Below are 13,423 nucleotides of genomic sequence, written 5' to 3'. Positions count from 1 at the left end.
CGGCGCGCCGGACCGGAGCGCTCAGCCGGCGAGCCGCTCGAGCTCCACGAAGAGCGTGCCGAGCTCCGGCTTGGACCGGAGCGGCGCGCAGAAGCGGCTGGCCAGGTGGAGCAGCTCCGCGTCGAGCTGATCGGCCCTGCGCCCGATCTCGGCGATGCGTTCCTGGGACTCCCGGCGCCGCGCCTCGAGCTGCCGATCGAGCTCCTCGAGGCGCTCGCGCAGCTTCTTGATCTGCGCGTCCACCTCGGCCACCTCGTGCTCGCGGGCGATCGCCTCGCTCTCCGCCTCGTAGTCCGCCTTCCGCGACGCGTACCAGCCCTCGACGAGCTCCGCCAGCCGGCGGTAGCTGGCGGCGAGCTCGAGGTAGGGCTCGGCGAACCCGCACCGGCCCTCCCAGCGCACGGCCTCCTTGTGCGCGCTCAGCACCGCGGGGACGAACGCCTGCGTCGCCGCGTTGAGCGGCGCCACCCTGGCGCGGAACGTGCGGGCCTCCTCGCGCGTGAGCGAGGCGTCGACGGTGAGCGCGTCCATCGCCCGCCCGATCTGCAGCCGGCCGTCGCGCCACTCCTCGGCGACGCCCTCGAGGCGCCGCTGCTCGTCGAGCGCCCTCGAGCGGAGATCGACGTGCTCCCGCACGAGGCCCCGCAGCCCCTCGAGCTGCCGCTGGATCTCCGCCGGCGCGGACGCGCCGAAGGCGCGGGCCGTCATCTTCTCGAACAGATCGAGCCGGCTCACCCAGGGATCGCGCCCGGCGCCGCGCGATCGCACCGCCGAGTCGCGCGGCATCGCCTCGGGCGGCGGGGGGAGGGCGATCCCGCTCGCGGCCGCGATCTCCTCGAGCTCCGCGAGCACGCGGTACGCGTCGACGGGGCGCGCCGAGGGGTCCTTCGCCATGAGGGCGTTGACCAGGCGGTCGAGCGCGTCGGGCATCTCCGGCGCGAGCTCCTGGAGGTGCGGCGGCTGCTCGTTGAGGTGCTTCAGGATCCAGCTCGCCGGATCGGGCGCGTCGAACGGCAGCCGCTGCGTGATCATCTCGAACATGATGACCCCGAGCGAGTAGAGGTCGGCCGGGGGGCCCGCGTCGATGGTCGTGCTGCGCTCGGGCGCCATGTACTGCGGCGTGCCGAAGATCTCGCCGAGGTTCGTGAGCCGTGCGTCCTGCGCGCACCGGGCGATGCCGAAGTCGAGGAGCTTCACCCAGTCGCCCTTCAGCAGGAACACGTTCTCGGGCTTGAGGTCGCGGTGCACGACGTCGAAGTCGTGCGCGCGGCCGAGGGCGCGCGCCATCTGCACCCAGATGGGCAGCGCCCGCGCGAGCGGCACCCGGCTGCGCTCCACCACGTCGGCGAGGCTCGTCCCCTGGAGCAGCTCCATCACGAGGAAGGGCAGCCCGTCGTCGGTGTCGCCCTGATCGAAGATCTCGATGATGTTCGGGTGCGCGAGCCGCTGCGCGTGCCGCGCCTCGCGCCGGAAGCGCTCGCGCGTCGTCGTGTCCTGCGCGAACTCGCGGTTCAGGATCTTGATGGCGCACGGCGTGCCGATGAGCTTGTTGTAGGCTCGGTAAACCGTGGCCATCCCGCCGATCCCGAGCGCCTGCTCGATGACGTAGCGGCCCGCGATCGACATCCCGATGCGGGGGTCCTTCTCGGAGACGAGCGACGAGCCGTCGATGAAGCAGAAGGTGCTCTCGGCCGGATAGCGCTGGTGGCACTGCGGGCAGGTCTTCATGGCGGGCACGTCGGCTGCAAGGCTACACTCTACGGGCGGCTGCTCTCGAGGGTCAACGCTCGCCGCGCGCCTCGCGGTGGTCGTGCGCCTCGCGGCGGTGGTCGTGCGCCTCGCGGCGGGCGTCGCGCGCCTCCCGGCGGTCGCGCGCCTCGCGAGATGCCGCGCGACGCCGGACGGTGCTGCGCGATACGCCGCGCGCGGGCTCGCCGCGTTATGTTCTCGCGACGTCATGGACGACGAGGTCCCCTTGCGCGCGGTGGTGATCGGCTCGGGCGTCGGCGGCGCGGCCGCGGCGCTCCTCCTGTCGCACGCCGGCATCCCGACCCTCCTCGCCGAGAAGGAGCGCCGCCTGGGCGGCTCCGCCGCGGCGGTCGAGAGGGACGGCTTCCGTGTCGATACAGGCACGCACATGCTCTGCCGCGGCGAGGACGGCCCGCTCGGCGACGTGCTCCGCCGCGTGGGGCAGGGCGACGCGATCGCCTTCCGCCAGAGCGGCGAGCCCGCCGCGCTCTGCTTCGCCGGCGCCGCGCGCGGGGGCAGCGCCGGGGCTCAGCGCGGCGGCCGCGTCGCCCTCCCGGCGGATCTCCGGCGGCTGGCCGCGTCCGCGCTGGATCTCGCGCGCGCCCTCGAGCTCACGCCCCTGGAGGCCGCGCGCGCCGCGCGCCTCCTCGCGCACGCGACGGCGATGCGCGACGTGGACCTGGCCGCGTGCGACGACGTGACGGCCGAGGCCTACGCGGCCCGCTTCCTCCCGCGCGCCGCGGCCGCGGCCCGGCTCGGCGGGCTGCTCGGCCTGCCGCTGCTGCTGCCCGGATCCGAGGCGTCGGCCGGCGAGGCGCTCCTCGCCCTGCGCCAGCTCGCCCGCTCCGGGCGGCAGAGCTACCCCGAGGGCGGCGCGGCCCGGATCCCCGACGTCTTCTGCCGCCTGGCCCGCGAGCTCGGCGCCGCCGTGCGGACGGGCACGGCCGTGCGCCGCGTGCTCGTGCGCGATCGGCGCGTGTGCGGCGTGGAGCTCGAGGACGGGACGACCCTGTCGGCGCGCATCGTGGTGAGCACGGCCGGCCTCGCGTCCACCGTCGCGGAGCTCGTGGGCGAGCCGCACTTCCCGGAGGCGTACGTGGCGCGCGTCCGCGCGCTGACGCCGTCGCCGAGGCAGGCCCAGGTGAAGATCGGGCTGCGCCGGCGGCTCGCCGCGGCGGGCGCGCTCGCCGGCCTCGGCGGCGGCGCCGGCGCGCCGGCCCTGCCGTTCTACTGCGTCGCGCCGACGCGCTTCGATCCGTCGCTCGCGCCGCCCGGGCATGAGCTCCTCTGCGCGTGCGCCGTGTCCGGCGCGAGCGGCGGCGCCTCGCCTGGTGCGCCCCCCGCGACGGTCGACGAGCTCCTGCGCGCGCTCGCCGGGGCGGTGCCCGGCCTGCTCTCCGAGGCGCTCTTCGTCGACGGCTCGCCCGGGGACGAGCGCGGGCCGGGCGCCGAGCTCGCGGCCGGGACCGCGCAGACGCCCGGCCAGGTCGGCCGCGCGCGGCCGGCGGTGTACACGCCCGTGCGGGGGCTCTACCTCGCGGGGCGCGCCGCCGGCGGGCGCGGCGCCGGCATGGAGCTCGCCGCCTCGAGCGCGATGGAGTGCGTCGACCGCATCCTCGTCGATCTGGGCCGCGATCTCGGCGCCCCCGCGCCCCCCGCGCTCATCGACATCGCCGGCGATCTGCTCGGGCGCGTCGCGGCCTCCACCGTGTCGTGGGTCGCGCGCCCGCGCGGGTAGGCGGATAGGGTAAGGGAGGCAGGTCGGCGCCGTCCGGCGAGCTTCTGCGCTCGCCGGGGAGCGCCGCCCCGGCGCTTCAGCGCGTCGAGCTGCCCCGATTGCCGCGCGCGAGCGCGTCGAGCGGCAGCTTCTGATCCTCGAACACGGCGTCGAGCTCCTCGCTGCCCCGCTCCCGCACGCCCGAGCGCGGCGACAGCTCGGGGCGCACCGAGGAAGGCGGGGCCAGGCGGGCCGACAGCGGCCCCATCGTCCGGATCGACGGCGGGGGCTCGGTGCCAGGGAGCCGGCCGGGCGAGCTCGAACGGACCGAGGCGGGCGAGCTCGACATGCCACGCACGGACGGCGGGCTCGGCAGCGTCCGCGTGGAGGAAGGCGGCCCGGCCGGCGAGCTCGCCGGCATCGGCGTCGGCCGCCGCGCGACCGGACCCCCCGGCGCGCGCGACGATGGCGGCGGCGCGTTCGGCAGCGCGCGGGTCGACGGGGGCGGGCTCGACCGCAGCTCGGCGCGCACCGAGGCGGCCGCCGCGCGGGTCGACGGGGGCGGGACCGACAGCGGGGCGCTCGCGACGGTCGGATGCGCCGGCGGCAGGCTCGAGAGCGGGCGCGAGGCGGGCGGCGGGACCGAGCGAGGCACGCCCGTGGCGTACGCGGGCCCTTGCGCGCGCGACGACGGCGGCGCCGAGCGCACCGAGGGGGGCGAACGGAACGACGGGGGCACGCTGGACGGGGGCACCGGGGTGACCGGGTGGCTGCTCGGCAGCGGCAGCCGGACCGAGGGTGGGGCGCCGGCGCGCGACGACGGCGGCGGCATCGTGCTCGGCCCCGGCGACGAATCGCGGTGCCGCGGCGCGAGCCGGGGATCGGCGCTCGCGCCCGGCCGCGACGCCGCGCGCGCGTCCGCGGCGCTCATCGCGCCGACGGTCTCGCGGCGTTGCGCGCCGATCACCGTGTAGCGCCCGCTGCCCTCGTCGCGCCGCGCCGCCTCGCGCTGCGCGTTCATCTCGCGCGTCTCGCGCAGCGCGCCGCTCAGCATCGCCTCCAGCTCCCGCTCGCTGACCTCCTCGTCGAGCCGCAGCAGCGTCGAGTGGACGTCCCGGGCGAGCGCGTCGAACTCGGCCGGATCCATCGCGTAGACGCCGTTCGACAGGACGATCGCGAGCGGCCGCCGCTCGGCGGCGATCGTCGCGGCCGTGGCCGCGTCGCAGCGGTGCAGGAGCACCCCGCAGCCCGGCGCCACCGCGAGGCACAGGCTGAAGAGCGCCGGCCACGCCGGATCAAGGACCACAAGAATGCTGGGTACATGAAGCGGGGTTGCGGTGATCTGCGCGCGACGGTCCATGGCAGACTGAGGATAACTGAAGCTACCGGCTTGATCGTAGTTCTCTTTCACGGAATCGGTCATTTTCGCTCTGCTTGTGCGTGCTGCGATGTGGCCAGAGGCGTAGATCTCCTACAGCTGATTGCCTGTGCGGCGTCGTCGGGCCGCGACGCTGCAGGTTTCTGCTGCTGCGGCGTGACGGCGCCGCGGCGTCGCTGCGACGCCGCATGGCGGCATCGCAGCGACCGCCCGCCACACCGTCCGCCGCGCGGGCCGCCTGCGCGGGACCCTGCGCTGGGCGGGCGGGAGCGCCGCGCGCCCTCCGCCGGGATGAGCGGCGGAGGGCGCGGCGACGCCGGCGGCGCGGTGGGCGCCCCGGGCCCGGTGGACGCCGGGAGATGACGTGGTGCGACGCGCGCCGCCCGCGCGCCGGTCACAGCCCCGTGTAGATGGTGGCGAAGGAGGCCGCCTCGCCGCGGAGCAGCAGGTTGAGCCGCGGGTTCGGCACCTTGAAGGTGTGAATCTTGGCGTTCCGCACGTCGAGCACCGCGAAGGCGCCGCCCGGCGTGCTCTCGGCGAGGCCGTTCATCAAGAGGTTCAGCACGACCGACACGCGCTTCGACGACAGGGGCTCGCCGCGGAAATACATCTTGATCACGTGCGGCGTCCCGTCGATGACGAGCCCGAGCTCCGGATTGACGTTGATCTCGAGATCGCCGAGGCGGTACGTCGACGTCGGCGGCTCGAACCACGTCATCTTCGCCGAGGCGAGGAACTTGCGGTATCCATTCACCACCGACGGGTAGATGCGGCGACGCCGCTCGTCGTGCTGGGCGGCGAGGAAGCCGTCGAGCACGCTGGTGGGCTTTCCGCTCCTGTGCATGTCGACGATCGCCTCTCGCACCTGCCTGTAAAAGTCCGTGTGGAGCTCGTCCTTCCGCTCCTTGAACTCCCTGACGCCGGTCAGCTTGGGCGTCCCGGCCTTGAGAACGAAGTCGACAAAGTACGTGAGCGAGATCTTTTCCATGAAGTCTCCTCCAAAACGAAGCGTTCCGGCGCGCCATTTACACGCGTCGTGCGAGAGACACGCCGTCGCGCCGCGTTTTTGATGTCTACCATGGATAGCCATCTTCGACCCGTCCGAAAAGGGATCGATCGGACGGACATTGTCCCAACCTGTCAGGGTCGGACGGCCGGGATCCTGGCGCGTAAAAATCAAGTAAATACGCGTACTTGTGCGCACGCTTCGGACGCCGGCTCGCCCTTCCGCGCGAGGTTCGGCCAGGCTCCGCGAGGGCCATGACGAGAGGGGGCGCGCGCTGCGATGGTAATCGACAGAATCCAACTGTTGTCCCTGGGCTCTTCCTGTGGAGAAAGCCTGTGGAGAACTGGAGTCCTCGGGGCGCGCTCTCCACGTGGACGGGGTCGGACGTGGTCTGTCACAGCCGGGGGCGACTTGGCGCTTGACGCTGACCGCGGGCGAGGGGTGGCGCCGGGCGCCGCCGGCGGCGGGGTGGGGCGCGGCGGCCCGCCGCGGGCCCCCTGCTCAGCCCGGGCGGCGGGCGGGCTTGCAAACATACATCCGTGAATGTATAACCTCCGGGTGCGACGGACGAAGGAGGAGGCGGCGGCGACCCGCGAGCAGATCCTCGACGCGGCGCTGCTCGTCTTCGGCCGCAAGGGGTACTCGGCGGCGACGCTCCAGGACGTCGCCGCGGAGGCCGGGCTCACGCGGGGCGCGGTGTACTGGCACTTCAAGGGCAAGGTGGAGCTCTACGCGGCGCTCGTCGGCGAGCGCTTCGCCAGGGCGAACGAGGTCTTCGCCGAGGCGCTCTCCCCGAGCTACTCGCCGCTCGAGTCGATCGAGCGCCTGCTCACGCGATCGCTCGAGGTCCTGGACGAAGATCCGGAGTACCGCGCGGTCCTCTCGATCACGCTGTTCAAGACCGAGCTCCTGCCCGAGCTCGAGCCGGCGTTCCAGCAGAAGGTCGCGAGCGTGCGCCGCCTCGTCGACACGATCGCCGACCTCGTGCGCAAGGGGATCGCGGCCGGCCAGATCGACCGCGCCGCCGACCCGAAGGCGGCCGCGCTCGCGGCCGTCAGCCTCGTCAACGGCGCGACCGCGCTGCACCTCATGGACCCGAAGGCGCTGGCGTCGAAGGCCGCCGTGCGCCGCATGGTCGCGACCTTCGTCCGCGGGCTCCGGCGCTGAGACAGGCGCTCTTTTTTTTGGCGATTTACATACATCCGTGAATGTTTGCTGGAGGTGAGATCATGTTCCTCAGGGAGTACTGGTATGTTGCCTGCCCCTCATCGCAGCTCGGGGACGCCCCCCGCGCCGTCCGGGTGCTCGATCGGGACATCGTCGTGTTCCGCGGAGACGGCCGCCGCCCCCGCGCGCTCGCCGATCGCTGCTGCCACCGCGGCGTGAGGCTGTCGCTCGGGCGCGTGACCCGGGGCGAGCTCGCGTGCGGATACCACGGCTGGAGGTACGGCGGCGGCGGGGCGTGCGTGCATATCCCGTCGCTCGCGGGCGGGAGGCGCGTCCCGGAGAGGTGCGGTGTCCCCGCGTTCCCCTGCGCGGAGCAGGACGGGTATGTGTGGGTCTGGCTCGGCGGCGACGGCGGCGCGCCGCCGCCCGTGCCCGGCATCGAGGGCTTCGCGGCGCACCGCTGGGACCAGGGCTCGGTGGAGCTCGGGTGCGCCTCGGCCAAGGGCCTGGAGAACAACCTCGACTGGTGTCATCCGGCGTTCGCGCACCCGTGGACGCACTGGCAGTTCTACACGGCGCTGCTCCGCGGCCTGCGCGAGGAGCTCCTCGAGGTGCGGCCGACGCCCGACGGGATGACGCTGCGCGGGCCGATCCGCGAGGACGGCGGCGCGGCCGGGCGGCGGTCGCCGGAGACGCTTTTGTCGTTCAAGCTCCCCGACCGCGTCGAGGTCCGCTCGCTGGGCGGGCCCGCGCGCCGGATCGTCCTGCACTTCGTCCCGACCGCGGCCGACCGGTGCCGCCTGGAGTGGATGATTGCGAGGGCGCTGCCCTTCGGGGCGCGCGCGCGCTTTCGCCGGGAAGAGCCGGCGATCCTCCGGCAGGACCGGCTCCTCCTGGAGAGCGCGGAGGCGGCCTCCGCGGGGCAGGGCGAGCTCCGCGAGCACCACGTCGAGGCGGACGCGCCCGCGCTGCTCCTGCGCCGCATCCTCGAGTGGGCGGCGCGCGGCGAGTGGGAGCAGCGGCGCGCGAGCCTGCCGGAGCGGCGGGTCCTCCGGGTGATGGCGTAGCTCGGTGTGGCCCAAACGCAAACGGCAAACGGGGCGCCCTGCGCCGCCGCTTCCGGGCATCCTGCACCCGCCCGCGCCCCGGCCCGGGCATCGCGATATCAGACATGCTGTACAACGCCGCCGCGACGGTCCAGCGCGGTTGTTCGTGAAGCTTCACCGCAAGGGAGGAATGTGGCTGTACGCTGCATGGCAAAACGGCCGTGAGGACGAAAAGAGTCTTGCCTTTCAACGCGCGTCTGCGTAGATGGCCTAATCGCCCCTTGGCGACCTGGACCGTTCTCGGCCGGGCGCTCAGGGGTTGACTCGGGGTGATGGTGCTGCCGGGAGGACTCGCTTCGTGCGGCTGCGCGTCCGAGCTTCTCTTGCTTCCTCCGATGTCCGGCCTCATCTCGCAGGGCGACCGCGATGTGAGGTTCGCTCCGACAAACGTCATGCATGCCAGGCATGGGGTCGGCACATGCCCGCGGGTGCAACCGTGATCAAAAGCGCGCTGGCCGGGAATCTTGATTCCTAACCGATGGATCGGGAGAGCTCGCAGGCGTCTCTACTGGCGCACATCCCCTTCTCGAGAGGATGACCGCGGCTCGAGAGGATGACCGCGGCTCGAGCGGTCCGAACATGGAGAACCTGAATGCGCATCACTCGCTTGCTTGGCTATATCTCTGCTTCGCTCGCCTGCGGCCTGACGTCGTGCGGCGGTGAGCACCTCGAGGACGAGGACATCGAGCTGCTGGACTCCGGGCTGAAGAGCCCGGACGGTGCGATAACGGCGGATCTGGCGCTTCAGTCGCAGTGGGGTACTGGCTACTGCGCGAACGTCACCGTGACCAACACGAGCGGCAGCCAGACCACCGCCTGGGGGATGGTGGTCGCGCTCAACGGGTCCACGGTGAGCAACGCCTGGGGCGCGCGCGGCACGCCGTCGGGCGGGCAGCTCAGCGTGGTCAATGAGACCTACAACGGCACGCTGAAGGCGGCAGGGTCGACGAGCTGGGGCTTCTGCGCGAACGGCACCGGGAGGCCTTCGCTCGTGTCGGTCAGCGGCAGCGGCGGATCGAGCACGTCGAGCAGCTCCAGCAGCAGCGCGTCGAGCAGCTCCAGCAGCAGCGCGTCGAGCAGCTCCAGCAGCAGCGCGTCGAGCAGCTCAGGCACCGGAGGCGGCGCTGGCGGCGCGGGCGGCGCGGGCGGTTCCGGCGGCGCAGGCGGCGGTGGCGGCGCGGGCGGTTCCGGCGGCGGTGGCGGCTCGGGCGGGGGCGTCGTGGAGGATGAGGGGACCGATTGTGCAGTCTCCAGCCTGCCGGACGCAGGGTCTCTCCCCGCCATCGCCAAGCTGCCCGACCCGTTCAAGAAGCTCGACGGATCGCGCATCTCCACCAAGGCCGACTGGCGCTGCCGAAGGCAAGAGATCAAGAAGCAAGCCGAGAAGTACATCTACGGCACGAAGCCGCCGAAGCCTGAGAGCGTCACGGGGACCGTCTCCAGGACCAGCATCACCGTCAACGTGTCTCATCAAGGCAAGAGGACCAGCTTCACCGCCAGCGTCGAGCTGCCGAGCACCGGCTCGGGGCCCTACCCGGCGATCGTCGGCCTGGGGGGAGGCTTCCTCGGGTTCCCCTTGAACACCAGCCTCGTCAAGGGCGAAGGCGTCGCCATCATCAACTACGATCCCTACGCGGTCGGGAGCGAATCCGGGTCGCGGAGCGCCAAGCGAGGGGCGTTCTACGATATCTACGGCTCGAACAGCACCACGGGCCTCCTCGCCGCGTGGTCCTGGGGCGTCAGCCGGATCCTCGATGTCATCGAGCAGTCGGGCGGCGCCATCCTCAAAGCAGACGCTGTCGGGGTCTCAGGGTGCTCCCGCTTCGGCAAGGGGGCATTCACGATCGGCGCCTTCGACCAGCGCATCGCCTTGACCCTGCCGATCGAGTCTGGCAGCGGCGGCGTCCCGATCTGGCGCGGGATCCCCGGGGAAGGAGCGCAGAGCCCGAGCAGCGCCTACGGGGAGACCTACTGGCTGGGCGACGCGTTCGGATCGTTCACCAGCAGGGTCACGTCTCTGCCCTTGGACACGCACGAAGTGGTGGCCATGGTCGCGCCGCGCGGCCTCTTCATCATGGATAATCCGCACATCGCGAACCTCGGCCCCAAGTCTGCGCACGTGGCCGCGCTGGCCGGCGCAGAGGTGTACAAGGCGCTGGGCGCACAGGGCAACATCTCCTACATCTCGGCGGTGTCGGACGGCTCTCATTGCGCGCAGCGCACCGAGTGGAACGAGCCCCTGCGGCAGAACATCCGTAAATTCTTGACGAAGACCGGGAGCAGCTCTGGCGTCATCTCGGCGGCAAGCAAGGCGACTGGCAACCTGTCGGAGTGGAGAGACTGGACGACTCCGACGCTGCCTTAGTCGTCGTCGAGCTCTGAGCCCGGTGCCGGGCGCCGGGCTCTGTCAGGCGCGGCGCCTCACCCTGCGCGCCACGCGGCGGCCGCGTCGATGCCGTGCTCGCCGAAGCGGGGCACGTAGTCCCGCTCGATGGCGCGCTCGAGGATGTCGCCGTACCGGGCGACCGGCATCAGGCCCCAGGCGCGGTCGTCGTCCGAGATGGTCGCGCGCTTCGCGCCGCCAGGGGGCATGTAGCTCCTGCGCAGCCGCGCGAACATGGCGCGGAGCTCGCGCTCGACCAGCTGCCGCACGGCCGGCGCGCACGGCAGCTCGAGCAGGTAGCGGAGCAGCGTCCAGCCGAAGTCGCGGTGCCGCACCTCGTCGCGGAGGATGCGGTCGAGCGCCCGGCGCGCGACCGGGACGGTGCACCCCTCGCGGAGCACCTTGAAGAGCGGGACCGCGACCGTCTCCCCGAGGCAGAACACCTCCACGCCCGCCCGGGCGACCGCCATCTCGAGCGGCTCGTCGCCGCCCTTGAGGCCGAGGGTCTCGCGGCGCAGCGCCGGCAAGGCACCGCCGCCCGCGCGGGCGTGGACGCGATGGCTGAGGCGCGCGTGCGCGAGCTCGTCCTTGACGATACGCAGGCCGTCGTCGATGAGATCCGGCGACGCGCCCATCTGGATGAGCCAGAGCGTGAGGTGCTGCGTGATCGCCGCCGAGCGATACTCGGCCTCGATGCGCCGCCCCCACTCGGCGCGCACGGCGTCGCTCGCGGGCGGAAGCGGAAGGGGAGCGCCAGCGACGGGCGATGGCTGCTCGCGCGGCGCCTGCTCCGCGGCCGCGGTGCTGTCGTGCTTTGCGTCGGGGGCGTCCGTCATGGGGTCACGCTATGCGCGGGGTCCGGGAGCGGCAAGACGAGAGGCGGGGCGCGCCGGCCGCGGAGGAGCGCCCTTGGCCGGGCGCGCCGGCCGCGGAGGAGCGCCCTTGGCGGGGCGCGCCGGCCGCGGAGGAGCGCCCTTGGCGGAGCGCGCCGGCCGCGGAGGAGCGCCCTTGGCGGAGCGCGCCGGCCGCGGAGGAGCTCACTTCCCCGCGGCGGTCGCCGCGGAGGGCGGCACGCAGACGTTCTTGGTCAACCCGCACGCGGCGCAGGTCGCCCCGTCGCCAGACGCGGCACCGCAGGGGTTGACGACGACCTCCTGGCAGAGCGTCCCGGCCGGACACGCAGCGTCGGTCTCGCACGGCAGGCTCGGGAAGCAGCCCGCCGCCGGCAGCGCCGGCGCTCCGTCGCCATCGGCACAGCCTGGCACAAGCCACTGACAGGTCGGCCCCAGGCCCGCGCACGCCTCCCCGGTGGCGGCCGTGAGGCAGTGCTCCGGCGGCGGCGGGTTGCAGAAGACCTCGTGCACCTGCCAGCGCCAGGCGTCGCCCTCCAGGACGCACGCCGCGTCGATCGGCATCGGGCCGCAGCCGGTGGGCATCATGTAGCCGCAGGTCCCGAGCCCTCCCGCGCAGGGAGCCCCGTCCTCCGGCGTCGCCTCGGGGCACGCCGGCGGCGGCGGGTTGCAGGACATCTCCGGCCCCATCTGCCACGCCCCGCCCACGCACGTGTAGTCGATGGGGTTGTCGCAGTCGTCGAGGTACGAGCAGGCCAGGCCGCCCGCGGTACAGCTCGACCCGGCTTCCGGCCTCTCGTCGGGGCACGCCGGCGGCGGCGGGTTGCACGTCGGGTCGATCCCCATCTGCCACGCCCCATCCACGCACGTGAACCTGAAGCTGTCGTCGCCGCATACGCCCGAGTAGGTGCAGGACACGTCGTCCGCGTCGCAGCTCGACCCTTCTTCCGGCCTCTCCACCGGACAGCTGCCGTCGTGCACCGTGGGGTCGCACCCCGGCAGGGCCACGGCGCCCGCGAACGAGGCTGCCGCGGCGACGGTCACGACGAAGGGGGTCCGGAGCACCTTGCGCTTCTTCTGGATGGCCATGGCCTGCGATGTCCTTTCTGTGGCACAACCCGGCGCAAGCTCTGTCCTTGCGCGCTTTCCGTGCTGGGTCGAGCAAGCGAGATGCCAGGACGACCGGAAGGCGAGCGTCGCAGGCGCCGCCCGGCGCGAGCTCGGATGAGAGTGGAAATAGTTGATGGTAGTCGATCTCTTCTGCCGCGCTCCCGAGCTCCGCGAGAAACCGCGGTCGGCTAGCGGCACGCGCTGATCTGCACGTCGTCGATGTTCCACCCGGACGTGGGCGCGCCGCCGAAGGCGAGCACGGCGCTGTAGCCGAACCGCACCCGGAGACTCCGGTTCTTGTAGGGCGTGAGATCGTACGTGACGTTCGTCCATGCGGACTCGGCGACGTCCTCGTGAGGAGACTCGTAGAGGATCCTCCAGCGCGCGCCGTCGAAGACCTCGACACGGGCCTTGTTGCGGTAGGTCGTGTTCAGCCAGCGCCAGAACGACAGCGTGACTCGCCCGCTCACGGCCGCGTCGACGGCCGGGCTCGTCAGGTAACGCTGCGGGTGCGAGGCGTTGACGCTCGGGCCGCCGCCGAGGAGCACGCCGGCGACCCCGTTGTCGCCGGACGTCGTGTGATCGCTCGCCGGATCGGGGAACCCCGCGCGCTGGCCGCTGGACGCCCGCGCCGGGCCGATCTCCCAGCCCGCCGCGAGGCTCCACCGGGCCGCGTTGTCGGCGAAGCCCTCCGCGAGGAGGACCCGCGCGGCGCACGGCGCTGCCGGACCGTCGTTCCCGGGAGCGCCGCGGAGCGCCGCCGGGGCGCGCGCCGCCCAGTCCAGCACCAGAGACCCGTCGCCCTCCGCGACCCACGGCGCGTCCGCCGGGCCGGCGGTGCACGCCGCCGCGGCGAGACCGCACGAGACCGCGGCCCGTCCAACCCACCTCTTCATGGTCGCTCCTGCCGAACGTGCAATGCCCCTGGCGCAGGCGCCATTCCGCATGGCCGCCGC

The 13,423-nt window shown here is 73.0% G+C and carries 10 protein-coding genes; 4 read left to right on the top strand and 6 right to left on the bottom strand.

Features of this window, described 5'->3' with window-relative positions:
* Positions 1-21: 21 nt before the first annotated feature.
* Entirely contained in the window at positions 22-1,728 is a 1,707-nt protein-coding gene (locus tag WMF33_RS27420) for a protein kinase domain-containing protein (protein WP_437331390.1), read from the bottom strand.
* Between the two features lie 229 nt (positions 1,729-1,957).
* On the opposite strand from WMF33_RS27420, the gene WMF33_RS27415 reads away from it, so the two are divergent.
* The gene (locus WMF33_RS27415) at positions 1,958-3,487 is read left to right on the top strand and encodes a phytoene desaturase family protein (RefSeq protein ID WP_437331389.1); all 1,530 of its coding nucleotides are present in this window, start codon (positions 1,958-1,960) and stop codon (positions 3,485-3,487) included.
* 76 nt (positions 3,488-3,563) lie between these two features.
* Here WMF33_RS27415 and WMF33_RS27410 read toward each other — a convergent pair whose 3' ends face one another.
* Positions 3,564-4,772 carry a hypothetical protein gene (locus WMF33_RS27410; protein WP_437331388.1) on the bottom strand — a complete coding sequence of 403 codons (1,209 nt, stop codon included), beginning with the start codon at positions 4,770-4,772 and terminating at the stop codon, positions 3,564-3,566.
* A 466-nt stretch (positions 4,773-5,238) separates the two neighbouring features.
* The gene (locus WMF33_RS27405) at positions 5,239-5,832 is read right to left on the bottom strand and encodes a hypothetical protein (RefSeq protein WP_061621211.1); all 594 of its coding nucleotides are present in this window, start codon (positions 5,830-5,832) and stop codon (positions 5,239-5,241) included.
* Between the two features lie 576 nt (positions 5,833-6,408).
* On the opposite strand from WMF33_RS27405, the gene WMF33_RS27400 reads away from it, so the two are divergent.
* From WMF33_RS27400 to WMF33_RS27390, 3 genes are all read left to right on the top strand, one after another.
* Complete coding sequence (locus WMF33_RS27400; protein ID WP_061624898.1) at positions 6,409-7,017, top strand: TetR family transcriptional regulator; 609 nt, start codon at positions 6,409-6,411, stop codon at positions 7,015-7,017.
* Between the two features lie 62 nt (positions 7,018-7,079).
* Entirely contained in the window at positions 7,080-8,084 is a 1,005-nt protein-coding gene (locus WMF33_RS27395; protein WP_437331387.1) for a Rieske 2Fe-2S domain-containing protein, read from the top strand.
* 631 nt (positions 8,085-8,715) lie between these two features.
* Entirely contained in the window at positions 8,716-10,488 is a 1,773-nt protein-coding gene (locus WMF33_RS27390; RefSeq protein WP_437331386.1) for a glucuronyl esterase domain-containing protein, read from the top strand.
* Between the two features lie 56 nt (positions 10,489-10,544).
* On the opposite strand, the gene WMF33_RS27385 is transcribed toward WMF33_RS27390, so the two are convergent.
* The 3 genes from WMF33_RS27385 to WMF33_RS27375 form a co-directional block, all read right to left on the bottom strand.
* Positions 10,545-11,342, bottom strand: a complete 798-nt coding sequence (locus tag WMF33_RS27385) for a ferritin-like domain-containing protein (protein ID WP_437331385.1) — start codon at positions 11,340-11,342, stop codon at positions 10,545-10,547.
* A gap of 201 nt (positions 11,343-11,543) precedes the next feature.
* Positions 11,544-12,446 carry a hypothetical protein gene (locus WMF33_RS27380; RefSeq protein WP_437331384.1) on the bottom strand — a complete coding sequence of 301 codons (903 nt, stop codon included), beginning with the start codon at positions 12,444-12,446 and terminating at the stop codon, positions 11,544-11,546.
* 209 nt (positions 12,447-12,655) lie between these two features.
* Positions 12,656-13,363 (bottom strand): hypothetical protein, encoded by a 708-nt coding sequence (locus tag WMF33_RS27375; RefSeq protein WP_437331383.1) that lies wholly within the window; start codon positions 13,361-13,363, stop codon positions 12,656-12,658.
* Positions 13,364-13,423 lie beyond the last annotated feature (60 nt).

The organism is Sorangium sp. So ce394 (assembly GCF_051474665.1).
In the GTDB taxonomy this organism is placed as follows: Bacteria; Myxococcota_A; Polyangia; order Polyangiales; family Polyangiaceae; genus Sorangium; species Sorangium cellulosum_D.
Note: the sequence above shows the minus strand (reverse complement) of the source record. Positions and strands in the feature narration are given on the sequence as shown.

Coding starts and splice junctions, on each gene's coding strand:
- WMF33_RS27420 (WP_437331390.1), bottom strand. CDS start 1,728: ATGAAGACCTGCCCGCAGTGCCACCAGCGCTATCCGGCCGAGAGCACC.
- WMF33_RS27415 (WP_437331389.1), top strand. CDS start 1,958: ATGGACGACGAGGTCCCCTTGCGCGCGGTGGTGATCGGCTCGGGCGTC.
- WMF33_RS27405 (WP_061621211.1), bottom strand. CDS start 5,832: ATGGAAAAGATCTCGCTCACGTACTTTGTCGACTTCGTTCTCAAGGCC.
- WMF33_RS27395 (WP_437331387.1), top strand. CDS start 7,080: ATGTTCCTCAGGGAGTACTGGTATGTTGCCTGCCCCTCATCGCAGCTC.
- WMF33_RS27390 (WP_437331386.1), top strand. CDS start 8,716: ATGCGCATCACTCGCTTGCTTGGCTATATCTCTGCTTCGCTCGCCTGC.
- WMF33_RS27385 (WP_437331385.1), bottom strand. CDS start 11,342: ATGACGGACGCCCCCGACGCAAAGCACGACAGCACCGCGGCCGCGGAG.
- WMF33_RS27380 (WP_437331384.1), bottom strand. CDS start 12,446: ATGGCCATCCAGAAGAAGCGCAAGGTGCTCCGGACCCCCTTCGTCGTG.
- WMF33_RS27375 (WP_437331383.1), bottom strand. CDS start 13,363: ATGAAGAGGTGGGTTGGACGGGCCGCGGTCTCGTGCGGTCTCGCCGCG.